General features: G+C 64.8%; 9 protein-coding genes and 2 pseudogenes. 4 read left to right on the top strand and 7 right to left on the bottom strand.

All coding sequences use genetic code 11. From position 1 onward, the window contains the following. Positions 1-11 precede the first annotated feature (11 nt). On the top strand, positions 12-851 hold the full coding sequence (locus ACZ9CK_RS03445) for an EamA family transporter (RefSeq protein ID WP_476049248.1): 840 nt from the start codon (positions 12-14) through the stop codon (positions 849-851). Between the two features lie 97 nt (positions 852-948). Here ACZ9CK_RS03445 and ACZ9CK_RS03440 read toward each other — a convergent pair. From ACZ9CK_RS03440 to ACZ9CK_RS03410, 7 genes and pseudogenes are all read right to left on the bottom strand, one after another. Next, positions 949-3,262, bottom strand: a pseudogene (locus ACZ9CK_RS03440) (FdhF/YdeP family oxidoreductase). A 41-nt stretch (positions 3,263-3,303) separates the two neighbouring features. Beyond that, positions 3,304-3,924 (bottom strand): MBL fold metallo-hydrolase, encoded by a 621-nt coding sequence (locus tag ACZ9CK_RS03435; RefSeq protein WP_426302363.1) that lies wholly within the window; start codon positions 3,922-3,924, stop codon positions 3,304-3,306. Further along, complete coding sequence (locus tag ACZ9CK_RS03430) at positions 3,924-5,009, bottom strand: S-(hydroxymethyl)mycothiol dehydrogenase (protein ID WP_426302362.1); 1,086 nt, start codon at positions 5,007-5,009, stop codon at positions 3,924-3,926. The genes ACZ9CK_RS03435 and ACZ9CK_RS03430 overlap by 1 nt, the downstream gene beginning before the upstream one ends. Before the next feature lie 190 nt (positions 5,010-5,199). Beyond that, positions 5,200-6,763: pseudogene (locus tag ACZ9CK_RS03425) on the bottom strand (APC family permease). Positions 6,764-6,961: 198 nt separating this feature from the next. Next, positions 6,962-8,467, bottom strand: coding sequence for an aldehyde dehydrogenase family protein (locus tag ACZ9CK_RS03420; protein WP_476049247.1), 1,506 nt, complete (start codon positions 8,465-8,467; stop codon positions 6,962-6,964). A gap of 4 nt (positions 8,468-8,471) precedes the next feature. Further along, a complete protein-coding gene (gene betA / locus ACZ9CK_RS03415) occupies positions 8,472-10,175 on the bottom strand; it encodes a choline dehydrogenase (RefSeq protein ID WP_426302359.1) in 1,704 nt (567 codons plus the stop codon). Positions 10,176-10,482: 307 nt separating this feature from the next. Further along, positions 10,483-11,067, bottom strand: coding sequence for a TetR/AcrR family transcriptional regulator (locus tag ACZ9CK_RS03410; RefSeq protein WP_426302358.1), 585 nt, complete (start codon positions 11,065-11,067; stop codon positions 10,483-10,485). Between the two features lie 565 nt (positions 11,068-11,632). Between ACZ9CK_RS03410 and ACZ9CK_RS03405 the strand changes: the two genes are divergently transcribed. The 3 genes from ACZ9CK_RS03405 (at position 11,633) to ACZ9CK_RS03395 (ending at position 15,711) form a co-directional block, all read left to right on the top strand. Then, complete coding sequence (locus ACZ9CK_RS03405) at positions 11,633-12,667, top strand: quaternary amine ABC transporter ATP-binding protein (protein ID WP_476049246.1); 1,035 nt, start codon at positions 11,633-11,635, stop codon at positions 12,665-12,667. After that, the gene (locus ACZ9CK_RS03400; RefSeq protein ID WP_476049245.1) at positions 12,664-14,733 is read left to right on the top strand and encodes an ABC transporter permease; all 2,070 of its coding nucleotides are present in this window, start codon (positions 12,664-12,666) and stop codon (positions 14,731-14,733) included. Before ACZ9CK_RS03405 ends, ACZ9CK_RS03400 begins: the two co-directional genes overlap by 4 nt. Positions 14,734-15,015: 282 nt before the next feature. Then, a complete protein-coding gene (locus ACZ9CK_RS03395) occupies positions 15,016-15,711 on the top strand; it encodes a glycine betaine ABC transporter substrate-binding protein (RefSeq protein WP_476049244.1) in 696 nt (231 codons plus the stop codon). The last annotated feature ends 108 nt before the right edge of the window (positions 15,712-15,819 follow it).

Raw genomic sequence — 15,819 nt, 5'->3', positions numbered from 1 at the left:
AGACTTTTGGCATGAATAAAGGCAGGAGCACCGCACGCGGCGTGGCCACGCTGATGGCCAGTTCTTTGTCGAACCAACTGGGCGCGGCGAGTGGGTCCCTGGCGTTCCCGGCCATCGGTCCGCTCGGCGTTGTCGCGGTGCGGCAATTGATCGCGGCCGCGGTGCTCTTGCCGATCGCCCGGCCCAGGTTCAGGAGCTTCACCCGGCAGCAGCTTTGGCCGGTGCTCCTGCTCGCGGTGGTCTTCGGCACCATGAACCTCGGCCTGTATTCGGCCATCGAACGCATCGGCCTGGGCCTGGCCGTCACCTTGGAATTCCTGGGGCCGCTGTCGATCGCCCTCTTCGGTGCCCGCAGCAAGGCCGGAGCCTCCTGCGCCCTCGCGGCGACGGCCGGCGTCGTGGCCATCACGCAACCAGGCCCGTCCACGGATTACCTCGGTATCGCCATGGGCCTGGTGGGAGCTGCGAGCTGGGCCTCATACATCCTGTTGAACCGCACCATCGGGCAACGCATCCCGGGCATCGAGGGCACTGCCGCAGCCATGGCCGTCTCCGCCACGGCATTCCTGCCGGTGGCCGTCGTCATCCTGCTGAGCCGCCCCGTGGACTGGTTCGTCATCGTGTGCGCGGTCAGCGCCGGGGTCCTGGCCTCCGCGGTTCCGTACATCGCCGACCTGCTGGCCCTGCGCCATGTGCCCGCCGGGCTGTTCGGCATCCTGATGAGCGTGAATCCGGTGTTCGCGGCCCTGATCGGGTTCCTTGCCCTGGGCCAGTCCCTGGATCTGCTGCAATGGGCGGGAATCCTGGTGATCGTCGCTGCGAACGCCGCCGTGCTGCGTCTCAGGCGCTAAGGGCGGTCAGTTAACGAACGACGGCGACACTCCGCTGCTGCGGAATGTCGCCGTCGTGCTTGGTCCGGAAGTCGTGCATGGCCCCGGAAGGAGCCGGCTACTCGGCCGCTTCCACGTGCGGCACGAACCGCACGAACATCGCCTTGAAGCCTGGGGTATTGGACACGCGGGCCACGTTTTCCTTGTGCACCAGCGCGTTGGCCTCCGGGAAGTACGCGGCCGCGCAGCCTTCGGCGGTGGGATAGGCCACTAGGCGGAACTTGTCCGCGCGGCGTTCCGAACCCTGGAAAACACTGATGACGTCCACCAGATCCCGGTCCTGGAAGCCCTGTGCTGCCAGGTCCTTCGGGTGGATCAGGATAACCCGGCGGCCGTCTGAGATACCCCTGTAGCGGTCGTCCAGGCCGTAGAACGTGGTGTTGTACTGGTCATGGCTGCGGAGGGTCTGCAGCACCAGGTGGCCGGCCGGCGGAGTGAGGTATTCCAGGGGGCTCACCGTGAAGCGGCCACGGCCAATGTCGGTCTTGAAGGAACGCGTGTCCCGGGGTGGGTTTGGCAGCACGAAGCCGGCCTTGTTCCGCACCCGGGTGTTGAAATCCTCGAAGCCCGGAAGGACGCGGGAGATGTGGTCCCGGATGACGTCATAGTCCTCGGCCATGGCCCGCCAGTCCACGGGGTTGCTCCGGGCCGAAGGTGGCCTCGGCCATGCGGGCGATGATCACGGGTTCGGCCAAGAGGTGCTCGGACACCGGCTGGAGCCTGCCCTGTGTGGAGTGCACTACGGACATGGAGTTCTCCACGGAAAGGAACTGGATGCCCTTGGCATGCTTGTCGTCGCGGTCCGTGCGTCCCAGGGTGGGCAGGATCAAGGAGGTCTTGCCGTGCACAATGTGTGAACGGTTGGGCTTGGTGGAGATGTGGACCGTAAGGCCGGCACGCTGCATGCCCGCTTCCAGCGCTTCGGTGTCCGAGCCCGCCGCGGCGAAGTTGCCGCCCATGGCAACAAACACGTCCACGTCGCCGTTTTCCAGGGCGTGCTGGGTTTCCACGGCATCATGGCCGTGCTCCCGCGGGGAAACGATCCCGAATTCGCGGTCCAGCGCTTCCAGGAGCGGCTCGGCCGGCTTTTCCCAGATGCCCATGGTGCGGTCGCCCTGCACATTGGAATGTCCGCGCACAGGGCAGGCACCGGCACCGGGCTTGCCGAAGTTGCCCTGCAGCAGCAGGACGTTGACCATTTCCTTGATGGTGTCCACCGAATGCGGCTGTTGGGTGACGCCCAGGGCCCAGCAGAAAATGGACGCCTTGGAGCGGATCAGCATCCCGGCCACGGTCTCGATCTGCTCGCGGGACAGGCCGGTGGCTTTCTCCGTCTCTGCCCAGTCCAAAACCGAACGCGCCTCGGCATAGGCTTCAAAGCCATCCGTCTGGGCGTCCACGAAGGCGCGGTCCACCACAGTGCCCGGGTTCCGCTTTTCCTCTTCCAGGAGCAGGTGGCCCAGGGCCTGGAACAGCGCGAGGTCCCCACCCACCTTGATCTGCAGGAACTCATCGGCAATGGGGGTGCCGTTGCCCACCACGCCCGCAAAAGTCTGCGGATCCTTGAAGTTGAACAGGCCTGCCTCGGGCAGCGGATTCACGGCCACCACCTTGCCGCCGTTCTCCTTGCATTCCTGCAAGGCGCCCAGCATGCGGGGGTGGTTGGTGCCCGGGTTCTGGCCGACCACAAAGATCAGCTCGGCCTCGTGGAGGTCCTCCAGGGATACCGTGCCCTTGCCGATGCCGATGGTGGGGTTCAGCGCCGAGCCAGAGGATTCGTGGCACATGTTGGAGCAGTCCGGCAGGTTGTTGGTGCCGAGGGAACGGGCGTACAGCTGGTACATGAACGCCGTCTCGTTCGCCGTCCGCCCGGAGGTGTAGAACACGCAACGGTCCGGCGTGCTGGCCCGGACGTGCTCCCCGATCAGTTCGAAAGCGTCCGCCCAGGAGATCGGCGAGTAGTGCGTCTCGCCGGGGCGGATCACCACCGGTTCGGCGAGCCTGCCCTGGTTGCCCAGCCAGTATTCGGTCTTCTGCGACAGCTCCGCGATGGAGTGCCGGGCCCAGAATTCGGCCCCGACAGTCCGCAGCGTGGCCTCTTCCGCAACGGCTTTGGCACCGTTCTCGCAGAACTCGGCAGCCTTGCGCTTGCCGTCCGTTTCCGGCCAGGCGCAGCCCGGGCAGTCGAAGCCGCCTTTCTGGTTAAGCCTCAGCAGGGACTGCACCGAACGGGTCACCCCGGCCTGGGCCACGGCGCGGTCCAGCGCAACCATGACGGCCTTGACGCCGGCGGCTTCCTTCTTGGGCTTGTGGACCTCGAGTTGTGCTTCATCGATGTCCGCGATGGGCGCGGGCTGCTTGGTGAATTTCATTCTGGGGCGTGCCTCACTGTGGATCTGTCGCTGTGGGTGCGTTACTGGGCCAGCTGCGAGAGGGTCTCCCGCTCGGCGCCGATGGTGGTGTTGTCACCGTGCCCGGTCCGCACCACCGTGTCCGCTGGCAGCGTCAGGAGACGCTTCCGGATCGAGGCGAGGATGGTCGGGTAGTCGCTGAACGACCTGCCGGTGGCGCCGGGACCGCCATTGAACAGGGTATCCCCTGTGAAGAGGGTCCCCTCGCTCTCAAGGTAGAAGCAGGTGGAGCCAGGCGAGTGCCCGGGCGTGTGGATCGCCTTCAGAGTGGCGCCGCCTACCGTGAATTCTTCGCCGTCCGAGAGGAATTTATCGGGTTGGACGTCCGGGTAGACCTGCTTCCACAGCACCATGTCCTCGGGGTGCAGGTGGATGGGGGCGCCGACGGCGGCAGCCACTTCGCGCGCGGCGCCGATGTGGTCGTTGTGCGCATGGGTCATCAGGATGGCCAGCACCTTCCGGCCACGGACCTGCTCGACGATCGCGGCGGCGTCGTGCGGGGAGTCGATGATCACGCACTCCTCGTCATTGCCCACGATCCAGACGTTGTTGTCCACGTCCCAGGTGCCGCCGTCCAGCGAAAACGTACCCGAGGTGACCCGGTTTTCTACGGTGACCGCCATCAGAGTTCCACCACCGAACGCAGGACCTCGCCGCGGTGCATCTTCTCGAACGCTGCCTCCACATCGCCCAGGCCGATGCGCTCGGAGACGAAGGCATCCAGCGGCAGGCGGCCGAGCCGGTACTGGTCCACCAGCATCGGGAAGTCGCGGGACGGCAGGCAGTCGCCGTACCAGGAGGACTTCAGCGAACCGCCGCGGCCGAACACATCCAGCAACGGAAGCTCAAGCTTCATGTCCGGCGTCGGGACGCCCACCAGGACCACACGGCCGGCGAGGTCACGGGCGTAGAAGGCCTGCTTGTAGGTCTCCGGGCGGCCCACGGCGTCGATGACGACGTCCGCGCCATTGCCCCCGGTGAAGTCACGGATCGCCTCGACGGCGTCCACCTCGCTGGAGACCACGCCATGCGTGGCGCCCAGGGTCTTGGCGAGTTCCACCTTGGCGGGGTCGAGGTCGACGGCGATGATCGTCGTCGCACCTGCGAGCTTCGCCCCGGCGATGGCGGCGATGCCGACGCCGCCGCAACCGATGACGGCGACCGACTCGCCGCGCTTGACCTCGCCGGTGTTCATGGCGGCACCGATGCCGGCCATGACGCCGCAGCCGAGCAGGCCGACGGCGGCGGGGTCGACGTCGTCGTCGATCTTCGTGCACTGGCCGGCAGCCACGAGGGTCTTCTCCGCGAAGGAACCGATGCCCAGTGCCGGGGAAAGCGGGGTGCCGTCCTCCAGCGTCATCTTCTGGGTGGCGTTGAACGTGGCGAAGCAGTACTGCGGCTGGCCCTTGGCACAGGCCCGGCAGTTCCCGCAGACGGCACGCCAGTTAAGGATGACCCGGTCACCCGGCTTGACGTCGGTGACATCCGGGCCGACGGCGCTCACCACGGCCGTGGACTCATGGCCAAGCAGGTAGGGGAAATCGTCGCCGATGCCGCCGAGCTTGTAGTGCAGGTCCGTGTGGCAGACACCGCAACTCAGGACGTCGACCAAGGCCTCGCCCGGACCCGGCTCAGGGACCAGGATGGTCTCGATGGTAGCGGGAGCGTTCTTTTCCCTGACAACGACCGCTTGTACCTTGTGAACCACGTTTCCTTGTTCCTTCCATTGACCGGACGCAAGTCTCCGATACGACTTACAAATACTACGAGCCGGGCCGCCCGGAGACGGCTACCCAAAGGAATAGCGCGGATGCCCGAAAGGGTGGTTCCGCAGATTCTCCCCAATTGCGCATTACGCAACAGTCTCCACATAGTGCGTATTGAAAATATGGCAGGCGTCACACGCGGGTGTCAATCCCCGCCGCCCCGACAGCTGCGGAATCCTGCGGAGTACCGGAGGACGGGTGGGCGGCAACCGCGACCGCGTGCTCGGCGAGCACCCCGGTCTGGTGCCGGATCTTCAGGCGGTAGAGCAGGATACCGGCTACGGCCACCGCTCCGACGAAGAAGACGCCGCCCCACTGCAGGTACCACTCAAACGGCGGCACGGAGTTGTAGATCTCCTGGCGGGGCCAGATGAGGTTGATCGTCATGGCGGCGCCCCACAGCACGGCCAGGAGGTTCACCACGAAGCCCCACTTGCCGAGGCTGAAGCCCACCTCGGTGCCGGTCGTCGGGCAGCGGCCACTTCTTGAGGAAGCGGCGGCGCAGCATCGGCACGGTCACCAGCAGGTAGGAAAGGTAGATCAGCACGATGCTGATGCTGGAGAGAATGGTGAAGATTGCCGGCTGTGCCACGTTGACGATCAGCGGGATGATGGCCAGGACGCCGATCACGATCGCGGCAACGGTGGGGGTCTTGCGGACCGGGTCCACCTTGCTGAGCTGGCGGCTGAACGGGAGGTTGTTATCCCGGGCCATGGCGAACATCATGCGGATCGCGGCGGCGTGCACGGCCAGGGTGCACACCACCACGGCCACCACGATGCAGGCCAGGAACGCCTTGCCGAAGGGGCCGCCCAGCACGGACAGCACGATGTACTGCAGTCCGCCGTCGGCCTCGCCGATCTTGGGATCATTCAGGTCCGGTGCGGCGAGGATGCCGCCGAAGAGCAGCAGGCCGCCGAGCAGGAAGGACGCAGTGACGGCGCGGATGATGGCCTTCGGTGCGGTCTTCTTGGGGTCCTTGGTTTCCTCGCCGAGCGAGGACGCGGTGTCGAAGCCGTACATGACGTAGCCGGAAGCCATGGCGGCGATCAGGAAGACGCCGAAGAAGCCCATCGGGTGGTCCTGACCGAAGCCTGAGGTGTCGAAGAGGACGCCCGGGCCGTTCACGACATGCCAGAACAGGGCCACAATCAGCAGCGCTGCGGCGATCAGTTCCACGAAGACACCGATGCTGTTGATCTTGGTCATCAGCTTCACGCCGAAAGCGTTGATCAGGGTGGAAATGACGATCATGATCGTGGCCAGCAGCACGCCGTTGACAGCGAAGTCGTACGGGCCGGTGCCGTCGCCGATGATCTGGAAACCGTCCCAGAGCTGCGGCAGGGTGATCTGCAGGGCCAGGGCCACCGAGCCCAAGGCCACGATGGACGAAATGAGCAGCAGCCAGCCCGAAAGCCAGGCCCACGTGCCCGTGCTGAGCCGCTTGGCCCAGTTGTAGACGGAGCCGGCCACGGGATAGCGTCCGGCCAGTTCCGCGAAGCAGAGTGCGACCATCAGCTGGCCGACGAAAACGATGGGCCAGGACCAGGCATAGGCCGGTCCGGCGGTGGAGAAACCAAAGTAGAACAGTTGGAAAACGCCGGTCAGGATGGAGATGTAGCTGACGCCGGCGGCGAAACTTGCGAACTTCCCGATGCTGCGGTCGAGTGTCTGGGCGTAGCCGAACTCGTCCATTCCGCTGCTGTCAGCGGTCTTGCTTGTGCCAGTGCTGCGCATTTCTGACATCTGAGCTCCTAAATCGAATGGCACGATGTTTCCCGCCGCGCCTGGAGGCCGGCGGGACCGGCCGGGCATGCCTCATCGCACGCCCGGCCCGTGTCCCCCTTGAGTGGTGCTTGCCTGCTGTACCGCCCACCCTTCGGTGGGCAGGTCTTAGGCGGGCTGGCCGAACCAGCCGCTGGGAGCGGGCTGGATGTTCTGCCAGATGTGCTTTGCCTCGCGGTATTCGTTGAGGCCCGCGCTGCCAAGTTCACGGCCAATGCCGGACTTGCCGAAACCGCCCCACTCCGCCTGCGGGACGTACGGGTGGTAGTCATTGATCCACACCGTCCCGTGCCGGAGGGCGCCAGCAACGCGCTGCGCTTTCGATGCGTCCGAAGTCCAGACCGCCCCCGCCAGGCCGTATTCCGTGTCGTTGGCGATGGCAATGGCCTCGGCTTCGGTCCGGAAGGTCTCCACGGTCAGCACCGGGCCGAATGACTCCTCCCGCACCACGCTCATGCCAGAGCGGCAGTTGCCGAGCACGGTGGGCGGGTAGAAGAAACCGTCCGCCAGGATCCCGTCCTCGGGGATGTAACCGCCGCACAAGAGTTCGGCGCCCTCCGCAATGCCGGCCTGGACGTAGGCGTGGACCTGCTCGCGGTGCTTTGCGGAAATGAGCGGGCCGGTCTCTGCATCGGCATCAAAAGGTCCACCCATCCGGATCTTTTTCGCCCGTTCCACTACCTCGGCGACGAAACGCTCGGCGATAGTCTCCTCGACAACAAGCCGGGCCCCGGCCGAGCAGACCTGGCCGGAGTGCAGGAAGACAGCAGTCAGGGCATTGTCAACGGCAGTGTCCCAGTCCGCATCCGCGAAGACGACGTTCGGGTTCTTTCCGCCAAGTTCGAAGGCGACGCGCTTCACGGTCTCCGAGGCGGCCGCCATGATGGTTTGGCCCGTGGCCAGGCTTCCGGTCAGGGAGACGAGATCCACACGCGGGTCCGAACTCAGCGTATGCCCTACCCTCGAACCCTTTCCGGTGACCAGGTTCGCAACGCCGGCGGGAACCCCGGCTTCTGCCAGCGTTTCCATGAGCAGGATGGCGGTGGACGGCGTGAGCTCGCTGGGCTTGAGCACGAAGGAGTTCCCCGCGACGAGTGCCGGTGCCACTTTCCAGGCCGCCTGCAGGAGCGGGTAGTTCCATGGCGCGATGAGGGAACAGACGCCGAGCGGTTCGTAAACCACGCGGCTGATGGCATTCGGCCGGCCCGTGTCGATGACCCTGCCGGCGTCAAGGCCTGCGATCTTGCCGTAGTAGCGGAAGCACGCGGCGATGTCGTCAATGTCGTATTCGGCCTCGACGAGGCGCTTGCCGGTGTCCAGCGCCTCGGCGCGGGCATAAGCCGCTTTGTCCCGCTCAAGCAGCCCGGCGATGCGAAGCATGACCTCGCCACGTTCGATGTCCGTCAGCCGGCGCCATGGGCCGCCGTCGAACGCTTCCCGGGCACTGGCGATCGCCCGCTCCGCGTCCTCGACGGTGGACGACGCGACAACAGCCACCTCGCGGCCGTCCGCCGGGCAGCGCACAACTGTTGTCCCGCCGTCGGATGCCTGGTGCCAGCCGCCGTCGATGTAGATGCCGCGGACGGTCTTGGTTTCGGTTTCCGTAACGGTCATTGTCCTAGCCCTTCACTTTCTGGCCGCGGGAGTTGTCACGCTCAAGCGGCGAGATTCCGTGGCGGTAGAACTCGGTGTGCTGCGCCGCCAGCGGGGTCTTGCCGAGGATCAGGTCCGCGGCGCGTTCGGCCAGCATCATCACCGGGGCGTAGATGTTGCCGTTGGTGACGTACGGCATCGCGGAAGCGTCCACGACGCGCAGGCCCTTGGTGCCGTGCACGGACATGTCCAGCGGGTTGACCACGGCCATGGGATCGGATTCCGGGCCCATCTTGGCAGTGCAGGACGGGTGCAGGGCGGTTTCGGCGTCGGCGGCCACCCACTCCAGGATCTCCTTGTCCGTCTGGACGCTCCGGCCGGGAGAGATCTCGCCGCCGTTGAACGGTGCCATGGCGGATTGGCCCAGGATGTCGCGGGAGATGCGCACAGCTTCGACCCATTCGCGGCGGTCCTGGTCGGTGGAGAGGTAGTTGAAGATCATGGACGGGTGGACGGTTGGGTCCGTGGACTTGATCTTCAGGCTGCCCCGGGCGTCCGAGTACATCGGGCCGATGTGCACCTGGTAGCCGTGCTTCGCGTCGGCCTTCTGGCCGTCGTAGCGGACGGCGACCGGCAGGAAGTGGAACATCAGGTTCGGGTAGGCCACGTCCTCGTTGGAGCGGACGAAGCCGCCGCCTTCGAAGTGGTTGGTGGCTGCCGGACCCTTGCGGCCGAAGAGCCACTGCATGCCGATCCACGGCATGCGCCAGACGTCGAGGGCCGGCTGCATGGAAACGGGCTGGGTGCAGGCGTGCTGGATGTACACCTCGAGGTGGTCCTGGAGGTTCTCGCCCACACCCGGGAGGTTGACCACGGAGTTGATGCCGAGGGACTTCAGGTGCTGGGCATCTCCCACGCCGGAGAGCTGCAGCAGCTGCGGGGTGTTGATGGCGCCGCCGGAGAGGATCACTTCGCCTGCGTTGACGGTGTGGAGCTTGCCGTTGCGGCGGTAGGTGACGCCGGTGGCCACGTTGCCCTTGAAGTTGATCTTCGTGGCAAGGGCCCGGGTGAGGACTGTCAGGTTCGGGCGGCCGACGTTGGGACGCAGGTAGGCACGCGATGCGGAGAGCCGCTGGCCCTTGTGGACGTTGCGGTCGAAGGGCGCAAAGCCCTCCTGGCGGTAACCGTTGACATCGTCCGTGAGCGGGAACCCTGCCTGCTGGGCGGCCTGGAAGAAGGACTGGAAGAGCGGGTTGGTGGCGGGGCCACGCTCCAGGACGAGCGGGCCGGAGTGGCCGCGGAACTCATCGTCCGGATCGGCCGCGAGGGTGTTTTCCATGCGGCGGAAGTACGGAAGGCAGTGGGCGAAATCCCAGGTCTCCATGCCGGCGTCGGCACCCCAGCGTTCGTAGTCCATGGGGTTGCCGCGCTGGAAGATCATGCCGTTGATGGAGCTGGAACCGCCCAGGACCTTGCCGCGGGCGTGGGCGATGCGGCGGCCGCCCATGTGCGGCTCCGGGTCCGACTCGTAGCGCCAGTCGTAGAAGGGGTTGCCGCTGGGGAACGTCAGGGCCGCCGGCATCTGGATGAACAGATCCCAGGGGTAGTCGCTGCGGCCCGCTTCCAGGACGAGGACGCTGCGCGTGCCGTCCTCGCTCAAACGGTTGGCCAGCACGGAGCCGGCGCTTCCCCCACCAACGATGACGTAGTCGTAGCTAGTCTCGGTCATTGTGCAAGTCTCCTTGTGCCTCGACGCGGATGCGGCTTGGTGCCAATACCGAAGCCCATGGCGCTGCATGCGGGCGCCGCTGGCCCAGAGGGCCAATCTCCGCGGGACCTCGCCGGTGTGGCGCAGGTCATATATGAGAGGCTAGCCGAGCTTGAACATATGTTCAAGACTTCGGCTGGACATTTGTTCAAAAAGGAGCGCACTCTCGGCTTTGTGGGGTCTCTGGCCGCACCAGCCGGCCGGTTTTTGGCACGTCAGGGCCCGGACGGTCACACACCGTGGCGCAGCATGGGCCGGGGTGTTTCCGCTAGTCGGCGAAGGCGATCTGTTCAGTGCGGGCGATGCTCCGCTGGATTGCCGCCTTGTCGATGCCCAGGAGGGACGTCAACCACATCCCGTTCTGCACGACGACAATGTCATTCGCCCGGTCCTTGCATTGTTCGCGGGAGAGCCCTGGTTTGGCATTGCCTATCAGTGTTGCGAGCCCGTCCAGATACTGGTCGAACGCTTCCGCGTTGATCACCGCAAAGTCTTCGTGGGCTTGCGCGAGCGCCCAAAGGTGGAGGCGCAGGGACAGATACTGCGTGGTCAGGATTTCCGGCGCCGCGACCCGCTTCAGGGCCTCGCGGAGCTGTTCGTCCGGGAGTGCCTCCGGGTCGGGGGTCACCAGCCTCATGTCGCTCTCGCCAATCCGGTTCAGGGCCGCACGGATCAGGCTCGGCTTGTCTGCGTAGTAGTAGTTGACGAGTCCGAGGGCGACGCCGGCTTCACGGGCCACGGCCCGCATGTTGACACCCGAGATGCCATGAAGAGACAGCAGCTCCAGCACCGCGTCCAAGATGCGGGACTGCCTGTCAACCTGGCCTCCGGAGTTCACTGTCCTTGTATCCACTGCGCCAGACTATGGCGAAAGCGGAGGCGCCGCATCCCGCCCCGGCGCGCGTGACCGCCACCGAGGACCTCGACGATCGATCCGGGCGAGCCGCCTCGAACACCTCGGGACGCCTGTTCGGCGCTTTGTTGCGGCGGGATTTCGTTCTCGTGAATTGCGCATTACGCAACACGGTGCACATGGCGCGCGCTTGAGAAATATGACAACGGTCCCCCTGCGGGAGATCGCGGCAAAACGCAGACAATTCGTCCGGACGGTACAGAAACGGTTTTCGCCCGGCCGGCCGCGGCGCGCGCGGTTCGAAGCATCCGCGCGGATGTCAGCAGCTTGCCCATTTGGCGCGCACCGCGCCAAGCAAAGCCCTACGCACAACGCAAGTCATAAAGTGCCAAGGGCAAACAAAACCCTTGACAGCGAGGCGTGAGCTGCGTCACGGTGTTGCGTATGGCGATGAAGGTTGCACATTAAACAACCCCTTCGTAGTTCGAGCTTTTCCCACGTTTTTCCCCCAACGCTTTTCCCCACGTGATGCCCAGCAGGAGCAGAGCCCAGCAGGAGTGCAGGAATGAACAGTTCCGATATATCGGTACGCAACCTTTGGAAAGTCTTCGGACCCGGCGGCGCCAAGGTCCCCTTGGATCCGGAGATGTCCGCCTTGTCTTCATCGAAATTGCTGGAACGCACCGGATGCGTAGCCGCGGTCAGGAACATGAGTTTCGACGTCGCAAAGGGTGAAGTGTTCGTCATCATGGGCCTCTCGGGCTCGGGCAAGTCCACCCTCATCCGCTGCCTGACCCGCTTGATCGAACCCACCTCCGGAAGCGTGATGATCGGAGGCCAGGACATCCTTCAGGCGCGGGCTGCCGAATTGCGCGAGCTGCGCCGGCAAAGGATGTCCATGGTGTTCCAGCATTTCGGCCTCCTTCCGCACCGCACAGTGCTGGACAACGTGGCCTACGGCCTGCAAATCCGGGGCACGGGCCGAAATGACCGTTACGCCCGCTCGCGGGAGGTCATCGATCTCGTCGGCCTCGCGGGCTACGAAGGACATTTTCCGGAACAGCTGTCCGGCGGCATGCAGCAACGCGTCGGCCTGGCCCGGGCGCTGGCCGGAGACCCCGACGCGATCCTGTTCGATGAGCCGTTCTCCGCCCTGGATCCATTGATCCGCCGGGACATGCAGGCCGAAGTCATCCGCCTGCATAAGGAAATGGGCAAAACCATGGTCTTCGTGACACACGATCTCTCCGAAGCGCTCAAACTGGGCGACCGGATCCTGATCATGCGGCACGGGGAAGCGGTCCAGTGCGGCACGGGCGATGAGCTTGTCGGCTCGCCGGCCAACGACTACATCGCGGACTTCGTCTCCGAAGTCCCCCGTTCAGACGTCCTGACCCTCAAGTGGATCGCCGAGCCGGTGGCGCCGGGAACACCAAGCGACGCACCGGTGCTCGGCTCGTCAACCATCATCCGTGACGCCATCCATACGGTCATGCACTCAACCAGCCCCGTCCTCGTGGAGGAAGCGGGCATCATCACCGGCCAGATCGATCGCGACAGCATCCTATCCGTGCTTCGCGGAGTGAGAGCAGCGGCATGAGCACAACCGTGATCGAAGCGGAAGAAACGGCGCGCACCGAAATTTCCCCAAGTCCGGAATCCCAGCGCCGGCGGCCCAGCCGCCGGGTTGTGCTTCTTGGCAGCGCGGCGTTGATCTGGCTTCTGGGATTCCTCTTCCTCCACGGAACCGCCACTTTGGCGCTTCCCACCTCGGAATTGACCGATCTGCACCGCACACTGAACCACTTCAACTCCTGGGTGGCATCGAACCGCAGCGACAACCCGGTTTTCCTGTACCTGCTGTCCCCGCTCCGCACCGGCGTCGACGCTGTTGCCAACGCGTTCATGGCCATCTTCGCGGCCAGCCCCACCGGCCTGCGACTGCCCGAAATCGGCTGGCTGGGAACGGTCGCCCTGCTTGGCTGGATTGCTTGGGCCGTCGGCAATGCGAGGGTGGCCCTGCTGACCGTTGCTGCGTTCACCTTCTTCGGCTTGCAGGGACTCTTCGTCGAGGCCGCCTACACCTTTGCCCTCGTCCTTACCGCGGTGTTGCTTTCACTGTGCGTGGGCATTCCGCTGGGCGTATTGGCAGGAATCAGCAACCGCTTCGAGAAAGCCGTCACTCCGGTGCTGGACTTCATGCAGATCCTGCCGTCCTTCGTCTACCTCGCGCCGCTGGCCTTGGTCTTCCTTATTGGCCCCGCCTCTGCGGTCATCGCCACCGTGATTTATGCAGCGCCGCCAATCATCCGATTGACTGCACACGGCATCCGGGGCATCCCGGAGAACACCCGGGAGGCATCCGATTCCCTGGGAACCACTGCACTGCAGCGCTTGTTCACGCTCCAGATCCCCATGGCCCGGCGGACGATCGTCATGGGCATCAACCAAGGCACCATGGCTGCGCTGTCCATGGTTACCATTGCCGCGCTGATCGCCGCCCCCGGCCTCGGCCAGGTGGTGGTGCGCGCCCTGCAGTCGCTCGACGTCGGCACGGCAGTGAACGCGGGCCTGTCCATCGTGCTGATGGCGATCACCTTGGACCGCGTGACCACGGCGGCAAGCGAACGCGCAAAACCCAAAACCCAACGCCGCCAAAGCAAACTCCCGCGCCGCCTCCGCACCATCCTGCTGGTGGTCGGCTTCGCCGTCGTTGTGGTTCTCGTCCAGCTTTCCAGGACCGTTCTCTGGGCGGCCCAATTCCCCAAGGACGTCAACTTCGGTCCGGCAATCGTCAGCGGTGTAGCCGAGGCCAGCGGATGGATTCAGACGCATTTTTCCCTGCTGACCGAGACGTTCCGCGAAGGCATGACCGTTTCGTTGCTCAACCCCTTCCAGACCTTCCTGACGGATACACCTTTCTTCATCCTGTTCGCCGTCCTGGCCCTCGCTGCCTATGCCTTCGGGGGTTGGAAGCTGACCGCCCTGGTGCTCGCCTGCCTCGCCGCAATCGCCTACCTGGGCCTGTGGGGCGATGCGATGGTGACCCTCGCGAGCACGCTGGTGGCGACAGTGATCGTCATGCTGCTGGGCGTTGTGTTCGGCGTCGCGATGGGCCGCTCCAAGCGGCTGGACAATTTCCTGCGGCCGATCCTCGACGCCGGGCAAACCTTGCCCTCCTTTGTCTACCTCGTTCCCTTCCTGGGCCTTTTCGGCGCAACCCGCTTCACCGCAATCGTGGCAGGCGTGATCTATGCCGCGCCGGCCGCGATCAAGATCATGGCCGACGGCATCACAGGAGTCTCCCCTACCGTGGTCGAGGCCGCGGTGTCCAGCGGTTCAACCCCGTGGCAGGTCATCACGAAAGTCCAGCTCCCCATGGCCAGGAAGTCCCTGGGACTGGCTGCCAACCAAGGGCTCATCTACGTCCTGGCGATGGTTGTTGTGGGGGCGCTGGTCGGCGCCGGCGGCCTCGGATACGACGTCGTCGGAGGCTTCGTCCAGAGCTCGCTCTTCGGCAAGGGCTTGGCCGCCGGCCTGGCCATCGTCTTCCTGGGCATCCTGCTTGACCGCATCACCCAGGCAGCCGCATTCGCGGCGCCGACAAGATCACCTCACACCGCAAAACCCACCCCCAACTCCGTTCCCAACACCAAGGAGGCTTGACCATGAGAAGAACCAGCGTCATGAAACGGCTTGTCCCAGCCCTGGCAGGAGCTGCCGCAACAGCCCTGCTTCTTGCCGGCTGTGGAGGCTCATCCCTCAACCAGGCAGCGGCAGGCGACAGCTCCAAAGCGAGCTGCGGCACCGTCAATGTAGCCCTCAACGCTTGGGTCGGCTACACGGCGAACGCTGCCGTGTACAGCTACGTAGCCAAGGACAAGCTGGGCTGCACGGTGGTGCAGAAGGACCTCAACGAGCAGATCGCCTGGCAAGGCTTCGGCTCGGGTGAAGTCGACGTCATACATCATCGAAAACTGGGGCCATGCAGACCTGGCCAAGCAATACATCACCGATCAGGGCGTGGCCGTCGATGCCGGACCGACCGGGAACAAAGGCCGGATCGGCTGGTACGTTCCGCCATGGCTTGCAAAGGCCCACCCGGACATCCTGGACAGCAAGAACCTGAACAAGTACGCGTCCCTCCTGAAGACCTCCGAGTCCGGCGACAAGGGCCAGCTCCTGGATGGCGATCCGGCGTTCGTGACCAATGACGAGGCCCTCGTCAAGAACCTCAACCTGGACTATAAGGTGGTCTATTCAGGCTCGGAAGCGTCCCTGATCCAGTCATTCCGGGCTGCCGAGAAGAACAAGACGCCTCTGCTTGGCTACTTCTACGAGCCCCAGTGGTTCCTCGCCGAAGTCCCCTTGGCCAAGGTCAATCTTCCTGCGTGGACCAAGGGTTGCGACGCGGATCCCGAAAAGATCGCCTGCGACTACCCGGACTACATCTTGAACAAGATCATCTCCAAGAAGTTCGCTGACAGCGGCTCCCCCGCGGCGAAGCTGGCCAAGGCTTTCAGCTGGACCAACGCGGACCAGGACTCCGTGGCCACGGACATCCAGAAGGGCATGAAGCCGGAGGCCGCCGCCAAGAAATGGGTGGACGCGCACCCTGAGCAGGTAGCTGCCTGGCTCAAGTAGCCACGCAGTCTTAAAGCACACCAAGAAGCTCCCCGGATCACAGATCCGGGGAGCTTCTCTGTGTCCATGTCTCGAAACATGCAACCCGCATGCACCCAACGCAACGCA

Source organism: Arthrobacter sp. TE26545, from assembly GCF_056279005.1.
This window is presented reverse-complemented; position numbering and strand designations above follow the sequence as displayed.

Coding starts and splice junctions, on each gene's coding strand:
- ACZ9CK_RS03445 (WP_476049248.1), top strand. CDS start 12: ATGAATAAAGGCAGGAGCACCGCACGCGGCGTGGCCACGCTGATGGCC.
- ACZ9CK_RS03435 (WP_426302363.1), bottom strand. CDS start 3,924: ATGGCGGTCACCGTAGAAAACCGGGTCACCTCGGGTACGTTTTCGCTG.
- ACZ9CK_RS03420 (WP_476049247.1), bottom strand. CDS start 8,467: ATGACCGTTACGGAAACCGAAACCAAGACCGTCCGCGGCATCTACATC.
- betA (WP_426302359.1), bottom strand. CDS start 10,175: ATGACCGAGACTAGCTACGACTACGTCATCGTTGGTGGGGGAAGCGCC.
- ACZ9CK_RS03405 (WP_476049246.1), top strand. CDS start 11,633: ATGAACAGTTCCGATATATCGGTACGCAACCTTTGGAAAGTCTTCGGA.
- ACZ9CK_RS03400 (WP_476049245.1), top strand. CDS start 12,664: ATGAGCACAACCGTGATCGAAGCGGAAGAAACGGCGCGCACCGAAATT.